At 66.3% G+C, this 15,569-nt stretch carries 13 protein-coding genes and 3 tRNA genes; 10 read left to right on the top strand and 6 right to left on the bottom strand.

What is annotated here, in order from left to right; genetic code table 11:
- Together ABL844_RS17880 and ompR are read right to left on the bottom strand one after the other, a co-directional pair.
- A complete protein-coding gene (locus tag ABL844_RS17880; RefSeq protein ID WP_126023995.1) occupies window positions 1-1,425 on the bottom strand; it encodes a sensor histidine kinase in 1,425 nt (474 codons plus the stop codon).
- A 74-nt stretch (window positions 1,426-1,499) separates the two neighbouring features.
- Window positions 1,500-2,231, bottom strand: a complete 732-nt coding sequence (gene ompR, locus ABL844_RS17875) for a two-component system response regulator OmpR (RefSeq protein WP_007837017.1) — start codon at window positions 2,229-2,231, stop codon at window positions 1,500-1,502.
- Window positions 2,232-2,389: 158 nt separating this feature from the next.
- On the opposite strand from ompR, the gene ABL844_RS17870 reads away from it, so the two are divergent.
- Both ABL844_RS17870 and ABL844_RS17865 read left to right on the top strand, forming a co-directional pair.
- On the top strand, window positions 2,390-2,764 hold the full coding sequence (locus tag ABL844_RS17870; protein ID WP_240650748.1) for a hypothetical protein: 375 nt from the start codon (window positions 2,390-2,392) through the stop codon (window positions 2,762-2,764).
- 77 nt (window positions 2,765-2,841) lie between these two features.
- A complete protein-coding gene (locus tag ABL844_RS17865) occupies window positions 2,842-3,552 on the top strand; it encodes an SIMPL domain-containing protein (RefSeq protein WP_126023996.1) in 711 nt (236 codons plus the stop codon).
- 62 nt (window positions 3,553-3,614) lie between these two features.
- Here the strand turns inward: ABL844_RS17865 and ABL844_RS17860 are convergent, their stop codons facing one another.
- Window positions 3,615-4,385, bottom strand: coding sequence for a 3-hydroxybutyrate dehydrogenase (locus ABL844_RS17860; protein WP_418116592.1), 771 nt, complete (start codon window positions 4,383-4,385; stop codon window positions 3,615-3,617).
- A 26-nt stretch (window positions 4,386-4,411) separates the two neighbouring features.
- Here ABL844_RS17860 and ABL844_RS17855 point away from each other — a divergent pair, with 26 nt between their 5' ends.
- The 6 genes from ABL844_RS17855 (at window position 4,412) to rimO (ending at window position 10,441) form a co-directional block, all read left to right on the top strand.
- Entirely contained in the window at window positions 4,412-5,407 is a 996-nt protein-coding gene (locus tag ABL844_RS17855; RefSeq protein WP_418128360.1) for an alpha/beta fold hydrolase, read from the top strand.
- Window positions 5,408-5,481: 74 nt separating this feature from the next.
- Window positions 5,482-7,671, top strand: a complete 2,190-nt coding sequence (locus ABL844_RS17850; protein ID WP_418131923.1) for a RelA/SpoT family protein — start codon at window positions 5,482-5,484, stop codon at window positions 7,669-7,671.
- A 48-nt stretch (window positions 7,672-7,719) separates the two neighbouring features.
- Window positions 7,720-7,796: transfer RNA gene (locus ABL844_RS17845), tRNA-Val, on the top strand.
- Window positions 7,797-7,964: 168 nt separating this feature from the next.
- On the top strand, window positions 7,965-8,333 hold the full coding sequence (locus ABL844_RS17840) for a hypothetical protein (RefSeq protein WP_184637556.1): 369 nt from the start codon (window positions 7,965-7,967) through the stop codon (window positions 8,331-8,333).
- Window positions 8,334-8,407: 74 nt separating this feature from the next.
- On the top strand, window positions 8,408-8,968 hold the full coding sequence (gene phaR / locus ABL844_RS17835; protein WP_019652414.1) for a polyhydroxyalkanoate synthesis repressor PhaR: 561 nt from the start codon (window positions 8,408-8,410) through the stop codon (window positions 8,966-8,968).
- A gap of 66 nt (window positions 8,969-9,034) precedes the next feature.
- On the top strand, window positions 9,035-10,441 hold the full coding sequence (gene rimO, locus ABL844_RS17830) for a 30S ribosomal protein S12 methylthiotransferase RimO (protein ID WP_418128358.1): 1,407 nt from the start codon (window positions 9,035-9,037) through the stop codon (window positions 10,439-10,441).
- An 81-nt stretch (window positions 10,442-10,522) separates the two neighbouring features.
- Here rimO and ABL844_RS17825 read toward each other — a convergent pair.
- Window positions 10,523-10,607 (bottom strand) — tRNA-Leu (locus ABL844_RS17825).
- A 209-nt stretch (window positions 10,608-10,816) separates the two neighbouring features.
- Window positions 10,817-10,901: transfer RNA gene (locus ABL844_RS17820), tRNA-Leu, on the bottom strand.
- A gap of 81 nt (window positions 10,902-10,982) precedes the next feature.
- On the opposite strand from ABL844_RS17820, the gene rnr reads away from it, so the two are divergent.
- Both rnr and ABL844_RS17810 read left to right on the top strand, forming a co-directional pair.
- Window positions 10,983-13,253 carry a ribonuclease R gene (gene rnr / locus ABL844_RS17815; protein ID WP_418131922.1) on the top strand — a complete coding sequence of 757 codons (2,271 nt, stop codon included), beginning with the start codon at window positions 10,983-10,985 and terminating at the stop codon, window positions 13,251-13,253.
- Window positions 13,254-13,310: 57 nt separating this feature from the next.
- Complete coding sequence (locus ABL844_RS17810; RefSeq protein ID WP_126024007.1) at window positions 13,311-14,075, top strand: SDR family oxidoreductase; 765 nt, start codon at window positions 13,311-13,313, stop codon at window positions 14,073-14,075.
- Window positions 14,076-14,081: 6 nt separating this feature from the next.
- Here ABL844_RS17810 and ABL844_RS17805 read toward each other — a convergent pair whose 3' ends face one another.
- A complete protein-coding gene (locus ABL844_RS17805) occupies window positions 14,082-15,542 on the bottom strand; it encodes an NAD(P)H-hydrate dehydratase (protein WP_418121212.1) in 1,461 nt (486 codons plus the stop codon).
- Window positions 15,543-15,569 lie beyond the last annotated feature (27 nt).

The following is a 15,569-nucleotide window of genomic DNA, read 5'->3' as shown; positions in this document are numbered from 1 at the left end:
TCAGGCTGGCTTCTTGCCGCTGCCCTGAGGCTCGCCCGGCCTGACCATTCCCGCCGGCATCGCGCGCGGCATGCGGATGTGCGCCGCCAGGCCGCGGCCCGGTGTGCTGGTCAGCGCGAAGGTGCCGCCCATGCGCTCGATGTTCTTCGCCACGATCGACAGGCCCAGCCCCGCGCCGGCTGCGGATGTGCGCGCCGCGTCGCCGCGGAAGAAGGGCTTGGTCAGCTGCGCGAGCAGGGCCGGCTCGACGCCCGCGCCGTGGTCGCGCACCTTGATGAGCACCGCGTCGTTGTTGGCCTGCGCCTGGATCGTCACGTCCGCCACGCCGGTGGCAGGCGTCTTGCCGTAGCGGCGCGCGTTCTCGACCAGGTTGGAAATGACGCGGGTGAGCTCGACCTCGTCGCCCATCACGCGCAGGTCGGGCGGTACCTCGACCTTGATGTTCATCTCCTCGTAGTCCTGCACGGCATAGGTGCAGGCGTCGACCACGTCGCGCAGCAGCACTGGCTTGGGGTCGACGTGGTCGGGGCGGGCGTAGTCGAGGAACTTGTCGATGATCGCGTCGAGCTGGGCGATGTCGGCCGCCATGTGGTCGCGCGCGTCCTCGTCGGCAACGCTCATCTCGGTTTCCAGCCGCAGCCGGGCCAGCGGCGTGCGCAGGTCGTGCGAGATGCCGGCCAGCATGATGGCGCGGTCCTGCTCGATCTTGGCGAGCTGGTCGGCCATGCGGTTGAAGCCGATGTTGACCGCGCGGATCTCGTTGGTGCGGGCGCGCTCGTCGAGCCGGTGCGCCTCGTACTCGCCCTCGCGCACCTGCATGGTCGCGCGCGACAGTTGCTTGAGCGGCAGGTTGATGAGCCGGGTGATCAGCGCCGCGCCGGCCAGCGACAGCGCCATGGCGGTGCTCAGCCACACCAGCCAGGTGCGCCCGCCCACGCGGCTGAAGCGGGTGGGGTCGAGCAGCAGCCAGTAGGTGTCGCTTTCGATGGTGAAGCCGATCCACAGGCCCGCCTCGTCGTTCACGCGGCTCGCCACCGTGGTGCCTTCGCCGAGCTGGTCGATGAGCTCCTCGGTCACGCGCAGGTCGAGCGCGCCGCTGGTGTAGGGCTGGAAGCGGTCGTTGGGCTCGCGCGGCAGGATGCGCACGCCCTCCTGGTCGGCCAGCGTCTTGATCAGCGACACCCGGGTGATGGCGTCGGAGTACACCAGCGCCGCCCGCGTGAGGTTCACGAGAGAGGCGATCTGGTGCGCCGTTTGAATGGCGCGCGGCTCGTATTCGAGCGAGCGGAAAGTCTGCAGCCAGGCGACCGTACAGCCGATCAGCAGCAGCGCGAGCAGGAAGAAGGTGCGCCAGAAAAGGCTGAAGCCCAGCTTGAGGCCGGGGCGGCGGTCACGCTGCGCGCTCGCTTCGAGCGGGCTCGGCATCGTGACCTGCGCGCCGTCCTCCTGGGCTGCGCCTGGTCCGGGGGGTTGGCCGACGGCCACCTTTCAACGTGGCGTCAGGCCGTGCCGTCCGGCACGAACACGTAGCCCACGCCCCAGACGGTCTGGATGTAGCGGGGCGCAGCGGCGTCGGACTCGACGAGCTTGCGCAGGCGCGAGATCTGCACGTCCAGGCTGCGGTCGAAGGGCTCGAACTCGCGGCCGCGTGCCAGCTGGGCCAGCTTTTCGCGCGACAGCGGCTGGCGCGGATGGCGCACCAGCGCCTTCAGCATGGCGAACTCGCCGGTGGTCAGCGAGAGTTCTTCGCCATCCTTCTTCAGGGTGCGCGAGCCGAGGTCGAAGGCGAACGGACCGAAGGTGACGGTCTCGTTCTCGGTGGAGGGGGCGCCCGGCGCCTCGAGCGGCGGACGGCGGCGCAGGACGGCGTGCACGCGGGCCAGCAGCTCGCGGGGGTTGAAGGGCTTGCCGAGGTAGTCGTCGGCGCCGACTTCCAGACCGACGATGCGGTCCACGTCTTCGCCCTTGGCGGTGAGCATGATGATCGGCGTGCGGTCGTTGGCGGCCCGCAGGCGGCGGCAGACGGACAGGCCGTCTTCGCCGGGCATCATCAGGTCGAGCACGATCAGGTCGACCGTGTCGCGCAACAGGATGCGGTTGAGCGCCTTGCCGTCCTCGGCCACGATCACTTCGAAGCCTTCCTGCGTCAGGTAGCGGCGCAGGAGGTCGCGGATGCGGGCGTCGTCGTCGACGATCACGATCTTGTCAGTGCGAGCGGGAACTTGAGTCATTTCTACAACGTCGAATTTGTAACAGGGCCGATTCTGAAGGCGTTGCGGTCCGGTTGAGCCGGATTTGCTTATGGTTTGACACTAAGTTACAAAACTTGCGGACGTTCGCGGTCTGGTCATCCAACGTTAGTCCGGCAATGGCAAAGTCGCGTCTACCGATGACTTTCGCCTCAATGAGACGTCCTTTTTCCGCACTGCCGCTCATCCTCGTTTTCGCCTGCGGCCCCTCGCTGGCGGTGTCTGGCGACTTCTTCAGGGTGGGTGAAACGCGCCGCAGCGAAGTCCGCGATGCGGTCGCCGCCCACCGGGCCGCGCAGCGTGAGGAAATGAAGCGCGGAGAAGCCATTGCCGGTCGGCGCCTGACTCCCGCTGAGTTGTTCGAGCTGCGCCAGCAGGTCCGCGGCCAATGGACCCCGCCTTCGACGGGTGCTTTGCTCAATTCGGCAGAATCGCAGCCGGCCGAGCGCATCGTGCCGGTGCCGCCGGCCGCGGCAAGCGCATTGCCGCTCGCGCCGCGCAGCCAGCGCCGCTGATCTGCGCGGGTGCGTCCGGCCTGCCGGTGGAGGCTCGGCTGCCTGTCTTTTCATACCAACAACGGGAGTACTTCGCCATGAAGAAAAAGATCAAACTGCTCGCGGCCTGCGCCGCCCTGGCCGCCGCCGGCAATGCGCTGGCCCAGAACGCCGCCACGCCGGCTCCCCAGAACGTGCTGCAGCTGACGGCATCGGGCACGGTCGAAGTCCAGCAGGACATGCTGAGCATGACCCTCGTGACCACCCGCGACGCGACCGACGCCGCCACCGTGCAGACGCAGCTGAAGGCCGCGCTCGACGCCGCGCTGGCCGAAGCGAAGAAGAACGCGCAGGCGGGCCAGCTCGACGTGCGTACCGGCAACTTCAGCCTGTCGCCGCGCTACACCAAGGACGGCAAGATCAACGGCTGGCAGGGCTCGACCGAACTGGTGCTCGAAGGCCGCGACTTCCCGCGCATCACCCAGACGGCAGGGCGCATCACCACGCTCAGCGTGGGCAATGTGGGCTTCGGCCTGAGCCGCGAGCAGCGGGCCAAGACCGAGACCGAGGCGCAGAACATCGCCATCGACAACTTCAAGCAGAAGGCCAATGAACTGGCCAAGGGCTTCGGCTTCGGCGGCTACACGCTGCGCGAGGTGTCGGTGAATGCGAGCGACAACGGCCCGATCCGCCCGCGCATGATGGCGGTGCAGGCCAAGTCGTTCTCGTCGGCGGATTCGGCGGTGCCGGTCGAGGCCGGCAAGACCGCCGTGATGGTGACCGTCTCGGGCTCCGTGCAGCTCAAGTAGAGCGGTCCGTGCTCATATAAGAAAGAGGCGCGTACCGCGGGGCTACCCACTACTGGGCAGTCTTATTGGGCCGTCCAGCCGCCGTCCATGGCCCATGCCTGGCCACGGACCTGGTCGGCGGCCGGCGAGCAGAGGAAGACCGCCAGGCCGCCCAGTTGCTCCACGGTGGTGAACTGCAGCGAAGGCTGCTTTTCGCCCAGCAGATCGTTTTGAGCTTGCGCGACCGTGATGCCTTCGCGCGCGGCGCGGTCGTCGATCTGCTTCTGTACCAGCGCCGTCAGCACCCAGCCAGGGCAGATCGCATTGACGGTAACGCCCGTGGTCGCGGTTTCCAGCGCGACCGCCTTGGTCAGGCCGACTACGCCATGCTTGGCCGCCACGTAGGCCGACTTCTGCGCCGACGCCACCAGCCCGTGCGCCGAGGCGATGTTGATGACGCGGCCCCAGTTGGCTTCGCGCATCGCCGGGATCGCCAGCCGCGTGGTGTGGAAGGCGCTGGTGAGGTTGATCGCGATGATGGCGTCCCAGCGTTCGATGGGAAAGTCTTCCACTTTGGCGACGTGCTGGATGCCGGCGTTGTTCACCAGGATGTCGACGCGGCCGAACCTGGACGCGGCGAACTTCATCATGTCCTCGATCTCCCCGGGCTTGCTCATGTCGGCGCCGTGGTATTCGGCGCGCACGCCGAGGGCTTCGACCTCGGCCTTCGGAGCGGCGGAATCGCCGAAGCCGTTGAGCACGATGTTGGCGCCCTGCTGGGCGAGAGACTTGGCGATGGCGAGGCCAATGCCACTGGTGGACCCCGTGACAAGCGCGGTTTTGCCTTTGAGCATGAAGATCAATCTCCGGATGAATTAGGATGCGACGAGACAATTATCCGCACCAGGACACCATCGTTTCCATGACCGAACCGACGCTTCATTACGTGGCGTGCGATGACGCCCAGGGCGGCCACCGCATGGCCTATTGGCAATGGGGCGACGCGCACAGCGCGCATGTCGTGATCTGCGTGCATGGCTTGACCCGACAGGGGCGCGATTTCGACCTGCTGGCCCAGGCCATCGTGGAGCGTGCGGGCGGCGATGTTCGCGTGGTCTGCCCTGACGTGGTCGGCCGCGGGCGCAGCGACTGGCTGCGCGACCCTTCTCTTTATCAGGTGCCGGTGTACGCGGCCGACATGGTCGCGTTGATCGCGCAGCTGCAGCGCGAGCAGGCGATCGGCACGCTCGATTACCTCGGCACCAGCATGGGTGGCCTGATCGGCTTCGCGCTGGCGGGCCACAAGGAGCTGCCGTTGGCGCGACCCATTCGCCGCTTCGTCGCGAACGACGTCGGTCCGACCATCGAACCGGTCGCGCTGCAGCGCATCGGCGCCTACGTCGGAAAGAATGGCAGCTATGAAAGCGTGCAGGCGGCGGCCGATGCGATGTGGGCTTTGTCGACCACCTTCGGACCGCATACGCCGCAGCAGTGGCTGGCGCTGTCGCGGCACATGGTGGTGCCTGCCTCGCAGCGCACGGCCGACGGCTCGGCGAAGCTCGAATCGACAGTGGTCGGCGACGAGGAGGCCTGGCTTCTTCACTACGACCCGGCCATCGGCGTTGCGCTCCGTGCCATCACTCCCGAGGCCGCGGCGCAGGGGGGCGCGATCATGTGGGGCCTGTACGACGCCATCGAGGCGCGCACGCTGCTCACGCGCGGTGCCGAGTCGGATCTGCTGTCGCGCGAAACCGCGCTCGCCATGACGCAGCGCGGTCCGCATGCGACGCTGGTCGAATTCGAGGGCGTGGGCCATGCGCCGACTTTCGTCGACCCCGCGCAGATCGCCGTCGTCACCAACTTCCTTTTCGACTGATCGAGCGATTGAGTGAGCGAAGCGTGAAGCGCGATTCTTCGAGTCTCCAGACGGCGACAGCGTCCGACGCGGTCATGGTCGACTACCCGCTGTCCGCGGCAACGGCCGAGCGCACCCCGGTGATGGAGAACATGCTGGCGCGCGCCCGTGCCTTCGCCGAACCCCTGATTGCCGACGAGAAGCTCGACACCGGCGAGAACACGCTCGCGCATGCCGACGCCGTTGCCGCCATCGTCGCGAAGATGGGGGGCTCCGAGGCGATGCAGGCGGCGAGCTACCTGGTCTATTCGTGCCAGCACCTGAACCGGCCGCAGGAGGTGATCGCCAAGGTATTCGGCGACAACTTCGCGGCGCTGGCGGTCGAGACGACCAAGCTGGTGCGCGTGCAGGAGCAGGCCCGCTCCGCTTCGCAGGGACATCACGCGGAAAACGCCGGCGCCCAGACGGAGAACGTGCGCAAGATGCTGCTGGCGTTCTCGCGCGACCTGCGCGTGGTGATGCTGCGGCTGGCCTCCCGGCTGCAGACCCTGCGGCATGCCGCCGCCAGCAAGCAGCCGGCGCCCGAGGGCGTGGCGCGCGAGTCGCTGCAGGTGTTCGCACCACTGGCCAACCGGCTGGGCATCTGGCAGGTGAAGTGGGAGATCGAGGATCTCTCGTTCCGCTTCCTCGAGCCCGAAACCTACAAGCTGATCGCGCGCCTGCTCGACGAGAAGCGCATCGAGCGCGAAGGGCATGTGGAGCAGTTGCGCTCGAAGCTGGAGCGCGAGCTGCAGGCCGAGGGCGTCAAGGCCGTGGTGCAGGGGCGACCCAAGAACATCTACAGCATCGTGAAGAAGATGCGCGGCAAGTCGCTCGACTTCGCGCAGGTCTTCGACATCCTCGCGCTGCGCGTGGTGGTGCCCGATGTGAAGGACTGCTATGCGGCGCTGGCCTGGGTGCACTCGCACTTCCAGCCCATCGACGAGGAGTTCGACGACTACATCGCGCGGCCCAAGCCCAACGGATACCAGTCGCTGCACACGGTGGTGCGCGAGCTGGTGGACGGCAAGGCGGGCAAGCCGATCGAGATCCAGATCCGTACTGAAGAAATGCACGACCACGCCGAGCATGGCGTGGCTGCGCACTGGGCGTACAAGGAAGCGGGCCACAAGGGCTACGCGGGCGTGTGGGCCAGCGGCGAGTACGACGCGAAGATCGCTGTGCTGCGGCAGCTGCTGGCCTGGGAGCGCGATCTCTCGGGTGGCCTGCAGGGGCAGGGCCTTTTCGACGACCGCATCTATGTGCTGACGCCGGACGCCGCGATCGTCGAGCTCCCGCAGGGCGCGACGCCGGTCGACTTTGCCTACACGGTGCACACCACGCTCGGCCATCGCTGCCGCGGGGCGCGTGTCGATGGCGCGATGGTGCCGCTGAACACGCCGCTGTCGAACGGGCAGACGGTGGAGATCATCGCGGCCAAGGAAGGCGGGCCTTCGCGCGACTGGCTCAATGCGGAGCTGGGCTATCTGGCCAGCCACCGTGCGCGCGCGAAGGTGCGTGCATGGTTCAACGCACAGATCACCCACGAGACCGTGGCGCGCGGACGAGAGGCGGTCGAGAAGCTGCTGCAGCGCGAAGGCAAGACGGCCATGCGCCTCGAAGACCTGGCCTCGCAGCTCGGCTTCAAGTCGGCGGACCATCTGTTCGAAGTGGTGGGCAAGGACGAGTTCTCTCTGCGCAACATCGAGACGCTGCTGCGTCCGCCGGAACCTGCGCAGGGGCCGGACGATGGCGTGCTCATCAAGAAGGCGCGCGGCAGCGAGAAGTCGGGCAAGGGCGGCGTGCTGGTGGTGGGCGTGTCTTCGCTGATGACGCAGCTCGCCAAGTGCTGCAAGCCTGCGCCGCCCGATGCGATTCGCGGCTTCGTCACGCGAGGCCATGGCGTGAGCGTGCATCGCAGCGATTGCAGCAACTTCCGCACGATGGCCGTGAAGGATGGCGAGCGCGTCATCGACGTGGAGTGGGGCGTCGCGAAGAAGGGCACCGATGCACCTGTATATGCGGTGGACGTGGCCGTCGAAGCGGCCGACCGCCAGGGACTGCTGCGCGACATCTCCGATGTGTTCGCGCGCGAGAAGATGAACGTGATCGGCGTGCAGACGCAGTCGATCAAGGGCACGGCGTGGATGACGTTCACCGTGGAAATCGCCGATGCGGCGAGGCTCACGCAGGTCCTTGGACTGGTCACTGCAGTTATTGGTGTGCGATCTGCACGTCGCCGCTGAAAAACGCGATTTCTCCTGCTACAATAACTGCTTCTCGGACACATCCTTAGGCGCGTAGCTCAGCTGGTTAGAGCACCACCTTGACATGGTGGGGGTCGTTGGTTCGAGTCCAATCGCGCCTACCAATTTCTGTTTCGCCCGGCCAACCACCGGATCAGTCGAACAGATCATGCACCGGGTTCTCCGGTGTGTATATCGTCCCTTGTAGTGATGCAGGCAAAAGCCTTGGCCACGTTCTTGTGCTACCTTGGTCGCTCTGCAACTACATTCCATTTTTCTTGATAAGCGATCCGATGAATACGCGATCAACACTGGTTGATCGGGCTCATGCCGACAAGCGCCTGACCGCATTACTCAAGCAGGCTCCCATCGAGTTTGCGCGTGCTGTCTACGGCATCAACGATTACGCGAGCGGGCGCACCGACACCATGGCTGCGCGCGAAGTGGTGCGCGCCCAACGCCAGGGCATGCCTTTGACCGAAGAGCGTGCCGAGCAGCGTGCTCGCGCCTATCTGCCGACCGTCGGGCAGGAGCACTGCCCGCGTTGCTGGGTGGTCTACGGTCACAAGACGCCGTTGCGATTTCGCGAGGCCGACGAAGAGCGGCCGGAGGTGGCGGCCTGCCATATCTGCGGCGCGGAGTACGCGACATCATCGGATTGAGGAAAGTGCCCGTTCCGGTCAGGGTAAACCTTGTCGCGGCGCAGCAAAACCGCTCCCTAGAATCATCCGACGACATGGGCGTCCATGTGAAGGAGTCCGCAGTGCAGAGCAAGAAGTCCGGGGTCAAGCCGGTACAGCGTGTGATCAAGAAGTACCCGAACCGAAGGCTCTACGACACCGAGACATCCACGTACATCACGCTGACCGAGGTGAAGCAGCTGGTCATCCAGAACGCCCAGTTCGTGGTGCGCGATGCCAAGACCGGTGACGACCTCACGCGCAGCATCCTGCTGCAGATCATCCTTGAAGAAGAGGCGGGTGGCGCGCCGATGTTCACCGAACAGGTGCTGGCCAACATCATCCGTTTCTACGGGCAGGCGATGCAGGGCTACATGGGGCCGTATCTCGAGAAGAACATCCAGGCCATGACCGAGGTGCAGGCGCAGCTCGCCGAAAAGGCCGAAGGCCTGACGCCCGAGATGTGGGCTCGCTTCATGACCATGCAGTCGCCGATGCTGCAGGGGCTGATGGGCAGCTACGTCGAACAATCGAAGAATGTCTTCCTGCAGATGCAGGAGCAGATGCAGAAGAACACCGAGCAGGTGCTGGGGGCCTTTGGCATCAAGCGTTCCTGATCTGAAGCGGGTGCCCGCAAGCGGTGGTTGCCCCGCCGTCTCCGATAGCTGGGACAATAGGGGCATATGAGCGAAGTTGCCTCCCCCGAACGTACGGCCACGTCGACCGCCCCCAAGGTCGGTTTCGTGAGCCTGGGCTGCCCCAAGGCCCTTACCGATTCCGAATTGATCCTGACCCAGCTGAGCGCCGAGGGTTATCAGACCGCCAAGACCTTCGAAGGCGCCGATCTGGTGATCGTCAACACCTGCGGCTTCATCGACGATGCCGTGAAGGAAAGCCTGGACACCATCGGCGAAGCCCTGGCCGAGAACGGCCGCGTGATCGTCACCGGTTGTCTTGGTGCCAAGAGCGGCGACCAGGGCGGGAACCTGGTGCGCCAGATGCACCCGAGCGTGCTGGCCGTGACCGGCCCGCATGCCACGCAGGAGGTGATGGATGCGGTGCATGCCAATCTGCCGAAGCCGCACGACCCATTCATCGATCTCGTGCCCAACACATTCGGCGTCGCGGGTCTCAAGCTGACGCCGCGCCACTATGCCTATCTGAAGATCAGCGAGGGCTGCAACCATCGCTGCACCTTCTGCATCATTCCCTCGATGCGCGGCGACCTCGTGTCACGGCCGGTCGGCGATGTGCTGAGCGAGGCCAAGGCCCTGTTCGAAGGTGGCGTGAAGGAGCTGCTGGTGATCAGCCAGGACACCTCGGCCTATGGAGTCGACGTGAAGTACCGCACCGGTTTCTGGGACGGTAAGCCGGTCAAGACGCGCATGCTCGAGCTGGTGCGCACGCTGGGTGAAATCGCCGAGCCATATGGCGCGTGGGTTCGCCTGCACTACGTGTACCCGTATCCGAGCGTGGACGAGATCATTCCGCTGATGGCGAGCGGGCAGGTGCTGCCGTATCTCGATGTGCCCTTGCAGCACAGCCACCCGGATGTACTGAAACGCATGAAGCGCCCGGCCAGTGGTGAGAAGAACCTGGAGCGGCTGGCGCGTTGGCGCGAGGTGTGTCCCGAGCTCGTGATCCGCAGCACCTTCATCGCGGGCTTCCCTGGCGAGACGGAGCAGGAGTTCGAGCATCTGCTCGACTTCATCCGCGAGGCCGAGATCGATCGCGCCGGCTGCTTTGCCTACAGCCCGGTCGAAGGCGCTACCGCCAACGACATTCCCGGCATGCTGCCCGAGGCGGAGCGCGAGGCGCGCCGTGCGCGCTTCATGGAAGTGGCGGAGGCTGTGTCGATCGCCAGGCTGCAAAGGCGCATCGGCTCGACGATGCAGGTGCTGGTCGATTCGGCGCCCGCCATGGGCCGCAAGGGCGGGGTGGGGCGCACGTACGCAGATGCGCCGGAGATCGACGGCACGGTCCGTCTGCTGCCGCCCGAGAAGATCAGCAAGACGCTGAAGGTAGGTGAGTTCACCCGCGCGCGCATCGTGGGTGCAGAGGGCCACGATCTGATCGCGCTGCCCGTTTGATGCGGATCCGATCGACCATGAAAAAAGCCACCGGAGACCGGTGGCTTGTTTCGGATGACCTGGCGGGGGTCAATTTGGATCTGGTGCCCAGAAGAGGACTCGAACCTCCACGATGTTACTCGCTAGTACCTGAAACTAGTGCGTCTACCAATTCCGCCATCTGGGCTTTCTCTGCTTTTCAGCAAAGACTGCGAGTATACACAATTTGTCGCGGCGGCCTGAAAAAAACGGGTCGCGCGCAAAAAAATTGGCACTGGTCCGGCTCTTGCCTGTCCGGTTGCGCCGACCGTTCGATGCGGATTCGATCGGCAATGAAAAAAGCCACCGGAGACCGGTGGCTTGAATCGAATGACCTGGTAAAGGTCTGTTTAAACTTGGTGCCCAGAAGAGGACTCGAACCTCCACGATGTTACTCGCTAGTACCTGAAACTAGTGCGTCTACCAATTCCGCCATCTGGGCCCACGTAGTTGCAGAAGCAACTGCGTTTTGAATTTCAGGAAAGAAGGAGATCATATCAAAAATAACGTCACTTCCAGCGGACTGCTGGATGAAATTGAAGGAACTGTCCAAGGACATCGCGACGGGCACGGCTTCGTACAGCGCGACGATGGCGAAGCAGACATCTATCTGCCCCCGAATGAAATGCGTGCGGTGCTTCACAAGGACCGCGTCAAGGCGCGCATCGTGCGCCAGGACCGCCGCGGACGTCCGGAAGGGCGCGTGGTGGAGATCGTCGAGCGTCCTGAGCAGCCCATCATCGGCCGCCTGCTGCACGAAGGCGGCATCTGGCTCGTCGCGCCGGAAGACAAGCGCTACGGCCAGGACGTCCTGATTCCCAAGGGGGCGACCGGTCCCGCGAAGGTGGGTCAGGTCGTCGTCGTGCAGCTCACCGAGCCGCCGGCCCTGTTCGGCCAGCCCGTGGGCCGTGTGAAGGAAGTGCTGGGCGAGATCGACGACCCCGGCATGGAGATCGAGATCGCCGTGCGCAAGTACGGCGTGCCGCATGAGTTTTCCGCGGAGTGCCTGGCGGCGTCCAAGGCGCTGCCCGAGAAGGTCCGCCCCGCCGACAAGAAAGGCCGTGTCGACCTCACCGACATCCCGCTCGTCACCATCGACGGCGAAGATGCGCGCGACTTCGACGACGCGGTCTACTGCGAGCCCGCGAAGGTGGGCCGCGGCAAGGGCTGGCGCCTGCTGGTGGCCATTGCCGACGTCAGCGCCTATGTGCAGACCGGCTCGCCCATCGACATCGACGCCTACGACCGCGCCACCAGCGTCTACTTCCCGCGCCGCGTGATTCCGATGCTGCCGGAGAAGCTCTCGAACGGCCTGTGCTCGCTCAACCCCGAGGTTGAGCGCCTGTGCATGGTGTGCGACATGCTGGTCGCCGCCGACGGCGAGATCTACGCCTACCAGTTCTATCCGGCCGTGATGTTCAGCCACGCGCGCTTCACGTACACCGAGGTGGCGGCCATCCTCGGCAACACGCGCGGGCCCGAGGCCGCGAAGCGCAAGGACCGCGTCAAGGATCTGCTGAACCTCGCCGACGTATACAAGGCATTGCTCAAGCAGCGCGGCAAGCGCGGCGCCGTCGACTTCGAGACCACCGAGACGCAGATCATCTGCGACGACGCAGGCCGCATCGAAAAGATCGTGCCGCGCACGCGCAACGAGGCACACCGCCTGATCGAAGAAGCGATGCTCGCCGCCAACGTCTGCAGCGCCGACTTCATCGCCGAGGGCAAGCACCCGGGCCTGTACCGCGTGCACGAAGGCCCCACGCCCGAAAAGAAGGAGATCCTGCGCGGCTACCTGAAGGCCATGGGTGTCGGCCTGAGCATCACCGACGACCCCAGGCCCGGTGAATTCCAGGCGATCGCCGAAGCCACCAAGGACCGCCCCGACGCACAGCAGATCCACACCATGCTGCTGCGCTCGATGCAGCAGGCGATCTACACGCCGATCAACAGCGGCCATTTCGGCCTGGCCTACGAGGCCTACACGCACTTCACCAGTCCGATCCGGCGCTATCCGGACCTGCTGGTGCACCGCGTGATCAAGGCGATCCTCGGCAAGACGCACTATCAGCTGCCGATGCTGCCCACCCCCGGTGAGGCGCATGCCAAGCTGGCCAAGCGCCTCGCCTCGCGCGTGAAGGCGCCCACGGCGAAGCCGCAGAAGGCCACCGTCGCGCCCAGCAAGGAAGTCATGGCGTGGGAGGCCGCGGGCCTGCATTGCAGCGCCAACGAGCGCCGCGCCGACGAAGCCAGCCGCGACGTCGAGGCCTGGCTCAAGTGCAAGTACATGCGCGAGCATCTCGGCGAGGAATACGGCGGCGTGGTCACCGCGGCCACCACCTTCGGCATCTTCGTCACGCTCGATGCGATGTACGTCGAGGGCCTGGTGCACATCACCGAGCTCGGCGGCGAGTACTTCAAGTTCGACGAGATGCGCCAGGAGCTGCGCGGCGAACGCACCGGCATCCGCTATGCCATCGGCACGCGAGTGCGGGTGCAGGTGAGCCGCGTCGACCTGGACGGCCGCAAGATCGACTTCCGCCTCGTGCGCGAAGGCGAGGAGCTGACGACGCGGGCCATGAAGGACAAGGGTGCGGCATCATCGGGAGTGCCCTTGAAGGCCTCGGCCAAGCGCAGCACGCGCAACAAGGCGGAAGCCGGCAAGGCCGAGCCGCGTGGCGAGCGGCCCACCTCGGCCACGGCCGGGGCGCAGTCGGCGATGCAGGCCTTCAAGTCGGCGGTGAAGAAAGCCGCCAGCAAGATGAAGGGCAAGGGGCGCAAGCCGCGCCGTTGACCGGGCCTCACGCCATCGAACGAACCATCGACAACCGAAAAGAAAGAGACAGACAGCATGAGCGCTGAAGACAACAAGGGCCGTATCGCCATCGTCACGGGTGCCGGCTCCGGCATCGGCCGCGCCGCCGCGCTGGCGCTGCTGGGCGACGGCTGGAGCGTGGCACTGGCGGGCCGCCGCCTGGAGCCGCTGGAGCAGGTGGCGGAAGAGTCGGGCGCCGGCGCGCGCGCCTTCGCGGTGCCTACCGACGTATCGAACGCGGCCTCGGTGCAAGCCCTGTTCGCTGCCACCGTCGAGCGCTTCGGCCGCGTCGACCTGCTGTTCAACAACGCCGGCGTCGGCAACCCGCCGGGCCCGTTCGAGGACTGGACGCCCGAGCAGTGGCAGGGCGTGGTCGACATCAACCTGACAGGCATGTTCTTCTGCATCCAGCAGGCCTTCCGCACGATGAAGGCGCAGAAGCCGATGGGCGGGCGCATCATCAACAACGGCTCCATTTCGGCCACGGCGCCGCGTCCGAACTCGGCTGCGTACACCGCGACGAAGCACGCGGTCGAGGGACTCACCAAGACGGCGTCCCTCGATGGCCGCAAGTACGACATCGCCGTGGGGCAGGTGGACGTGGGCAACGCCATGACCGAGCTGGCGGCGCGCATGGCCAAGGGCGTGCCGCAGGCCAACGGCGAACTGGCCATCGAGCCGCTGATCGACGTGAAGATCGTCGGCCAGTCGGTGCTCTACATGGCGAACCTTCCGCTGGAAGCCAACGTGCTCTTCCACACCATCATGGCGACGAAGATGCCCTTCGTCGGGCGCGGCTGAGGCGCTTCAGACCGGCGCGCGGCGGGCCAGCGTGCCAGCCGTGAGCGGGGCTGCGTCGGCCGGCCAGGTGTCTGCGATGTGGCCGTGTTGCCAGACGGCTTCGCGCGCGGCTTCGAAGGCGGGGCGGCCCGCGGCCAGCGCCGCGCCGATCATTCCGGCCAGCACGTCGCCGGTTCCGGCGGTTGCGAGGCGGGCGTTGCCGCTCAGGTTGATGATCGGTGGCGCTTCGCCAGGGCTGGCGATGACGGTGCCGGATCCCTTGAGTACCGCGACCACGCCGAAGCGCGCGGCGAGTCCGCGGGCTGCGGCCAGCCTGTCGGCCTGAACTTCACCGACCGATCGATCCAGCAGGCGAGCTGCCTCCAGCGGGTGGGGCGTGATCACCGTGGGCGAGCCGCTTTTTCCGCGTGATGCCAGCTGGGCTTGCAGCGCGCCGTCGGCAGCGATGGCGTTGAGCGCATCGGCATCGAGCACCAGGGCGGCCGCCGTCGAAAGCACGCGCGGCAACAGTTCGTTCACGGCTTCTCCTCCGCCGCACCCGCAGACTGCCGTCATGTTCGAGAGATCGAGCGTTTGGGCGTCGCGCAGCATCAGCTCGGGTTGCGCGGTGTCGACAGGCGCCGCGCTCGGATCGAGCAAGCCGACGAATACGCGCCCCGCGCCCGCGTGCAGCGCCGCTGAGCCAGCCAGCAAGGCAGCGCCAGCCATGCCGGCGGCCCCGCCGATCACCGCGACGTCGCCATAGCTGCCCTTGTGCGAGGCGTGGTTGCGCGGCTGCGCTTCGGGTGCTCCTGCGATCCGTGCCGTGGGCTGGTCCTTGAAGGCGCCGCACCCCAGGTCGTCGAACCAGACGGTGCCCGCGGCGTCTCGGCCCTGCGCGGTGAACAGGCCGGGCTTCAGCGTGAGGAAGGTGATGCAGGTGCGAGTCGACGCCTGCGCAGGGCTGACGCCTTGGGCCAGCGTGCCGGTATCCGCGTTCAGGCCCGATGGCACGTCGACGCACAGCACGGGCTGGCCGCTGGCGTGCATCTTCTCCAGCCAGTCGGCCATCGCGCCTTCGGGTGGCCGCGTCGAGCCGATGCCGAGCAATGCGTCGATCGCCAGTTCGTAGTCCGAAGGGGGCGTCGATGCGAAGGTGACGCCCGCATCGCGCGCTCGTTGCAGCGATGCCTTGGCGTCCGGCGGCAGCATGCCTTCATCGCCGATGGACGTGACCACCGGAAAGAAGCCCCGGTGCCGCAACTGGGCGGCAGCCTCGAACCCGTCGCCACCGTTGTTGCCCGGCCCGCAAGCCACCCATATCGTGCGCGCGTGCGGCGCGATTGCCATCGCGAGCTTCGCCACCGCAAGGCCTGCGCGTCGCATCAGCGTGTGGGCGGGCAGGGCGGCCGACGCTGCCTGCTCGATGCGGCGCGTGGCGGCGATGTCGAACAGGTCGGCAGCAGTGGCGGAGGTGATGCGTTGCATCGGCGCATTGTGCCGTTGGCCCGGCTC

This window comes from Variovorax sp. 278MFTsu5.1 (assembly GCF_048305045.1).
GTDB lineage: Bacteria > Pseudomonadota > Gammaproteobacteria > Burkholderiales > Burkholderiaceae_C > Variovorax > Variovorax guangxiensis.
The sequence above is the reverse complement of the archived record's forward strand: the minus strand, read 5'-3'. Positions and strand labels throughout refer to the sequence as shown.

Bases quoted from the DNA above. Each gene is read 5' to 3' on its own strand.
- ABL844_RS17880 (WP_126023995.1), bottom strand. From the start codon at position 1,425: ATGCCGAGCCCGCTCGAAGCGAGCGCGCAGCGTGACCGCCGCCCCGGC.
- ompR (WP_007837017.1), bottom strand. From the start codon at position 2,231: ATGACTCAAGTTCCCGCTCGCACTGACAAGATCGTGATCGTCGACGAC.
- ABL844_RS17870 (WP_240650748.1), top strand. From the start codon at position 2,390: ATGACTTTCGCCTCAATGAGACGTCCTTTTTCCGCACTGCCGCTCATC.
- ABL844_RS17865 (WP_126023996.1), top strand. From the start codon at position 2,842: ATGAAGAAAAAGATCAAACTGCTCGCGGCCTGCGCCGCCCTGGCCGCC.
- ABL844_RS17860 (WP_418116592.1), bottom strand. From the start codon at position 4,385: ATGCTCAAAGGCAAAACCGCGCTTGTCACGGGGTCCACCAGTGGCATT.
- ABL844_RS17855 (WP_418128360.1), top strand. From the start codon at position 4,412: ATGCGACGAGACAATTATCCGCACCAGGACACCATCGTTTCCATGACC.
- ABL844_RS17850 (WP_418131923.1), top strand. From the start codon at position 5,482: ATGGTCGACTACCCGCTGTCCGCGGCAACGGCCGAGCGCACCCCGGTG.
- ABL844_RS17840 (WP_184637556.1), top strand. From the start codon at position 7,965: ATGAATACGCGATCAACACTGGTTGATCGGGCTCATGCCGACAAGCGC.
- phaR (WP_019652414.1), top strand. From the start codon at position 8,408: ATGGGCGTCCATGTGAAGGAGTCCGCAGTGCAGAGCAAGAAGTCCGGG.
- rimO (WP_418128358.1), top strand. From the start codon at position 9,035: ATGAGCGAAGTTGCCTCCCCCGAACGTACGGCCACGTCGACCGCCCCC.
- ABL844_RS17810 (WP_126024007.1), top strand. From the start codon at position 13,311: ATGAGCGCTGAAGACAACAAGGGCCGTATCGCCATCGTCACGGGTGCC.
- ABL844_RS17805 (WP_418121212.1), bottom strand. From the start codon at position 15,542: ATGCAACGCATCACCTCCGCCACTGCTGCCGACCTGTTCGACATCGCC.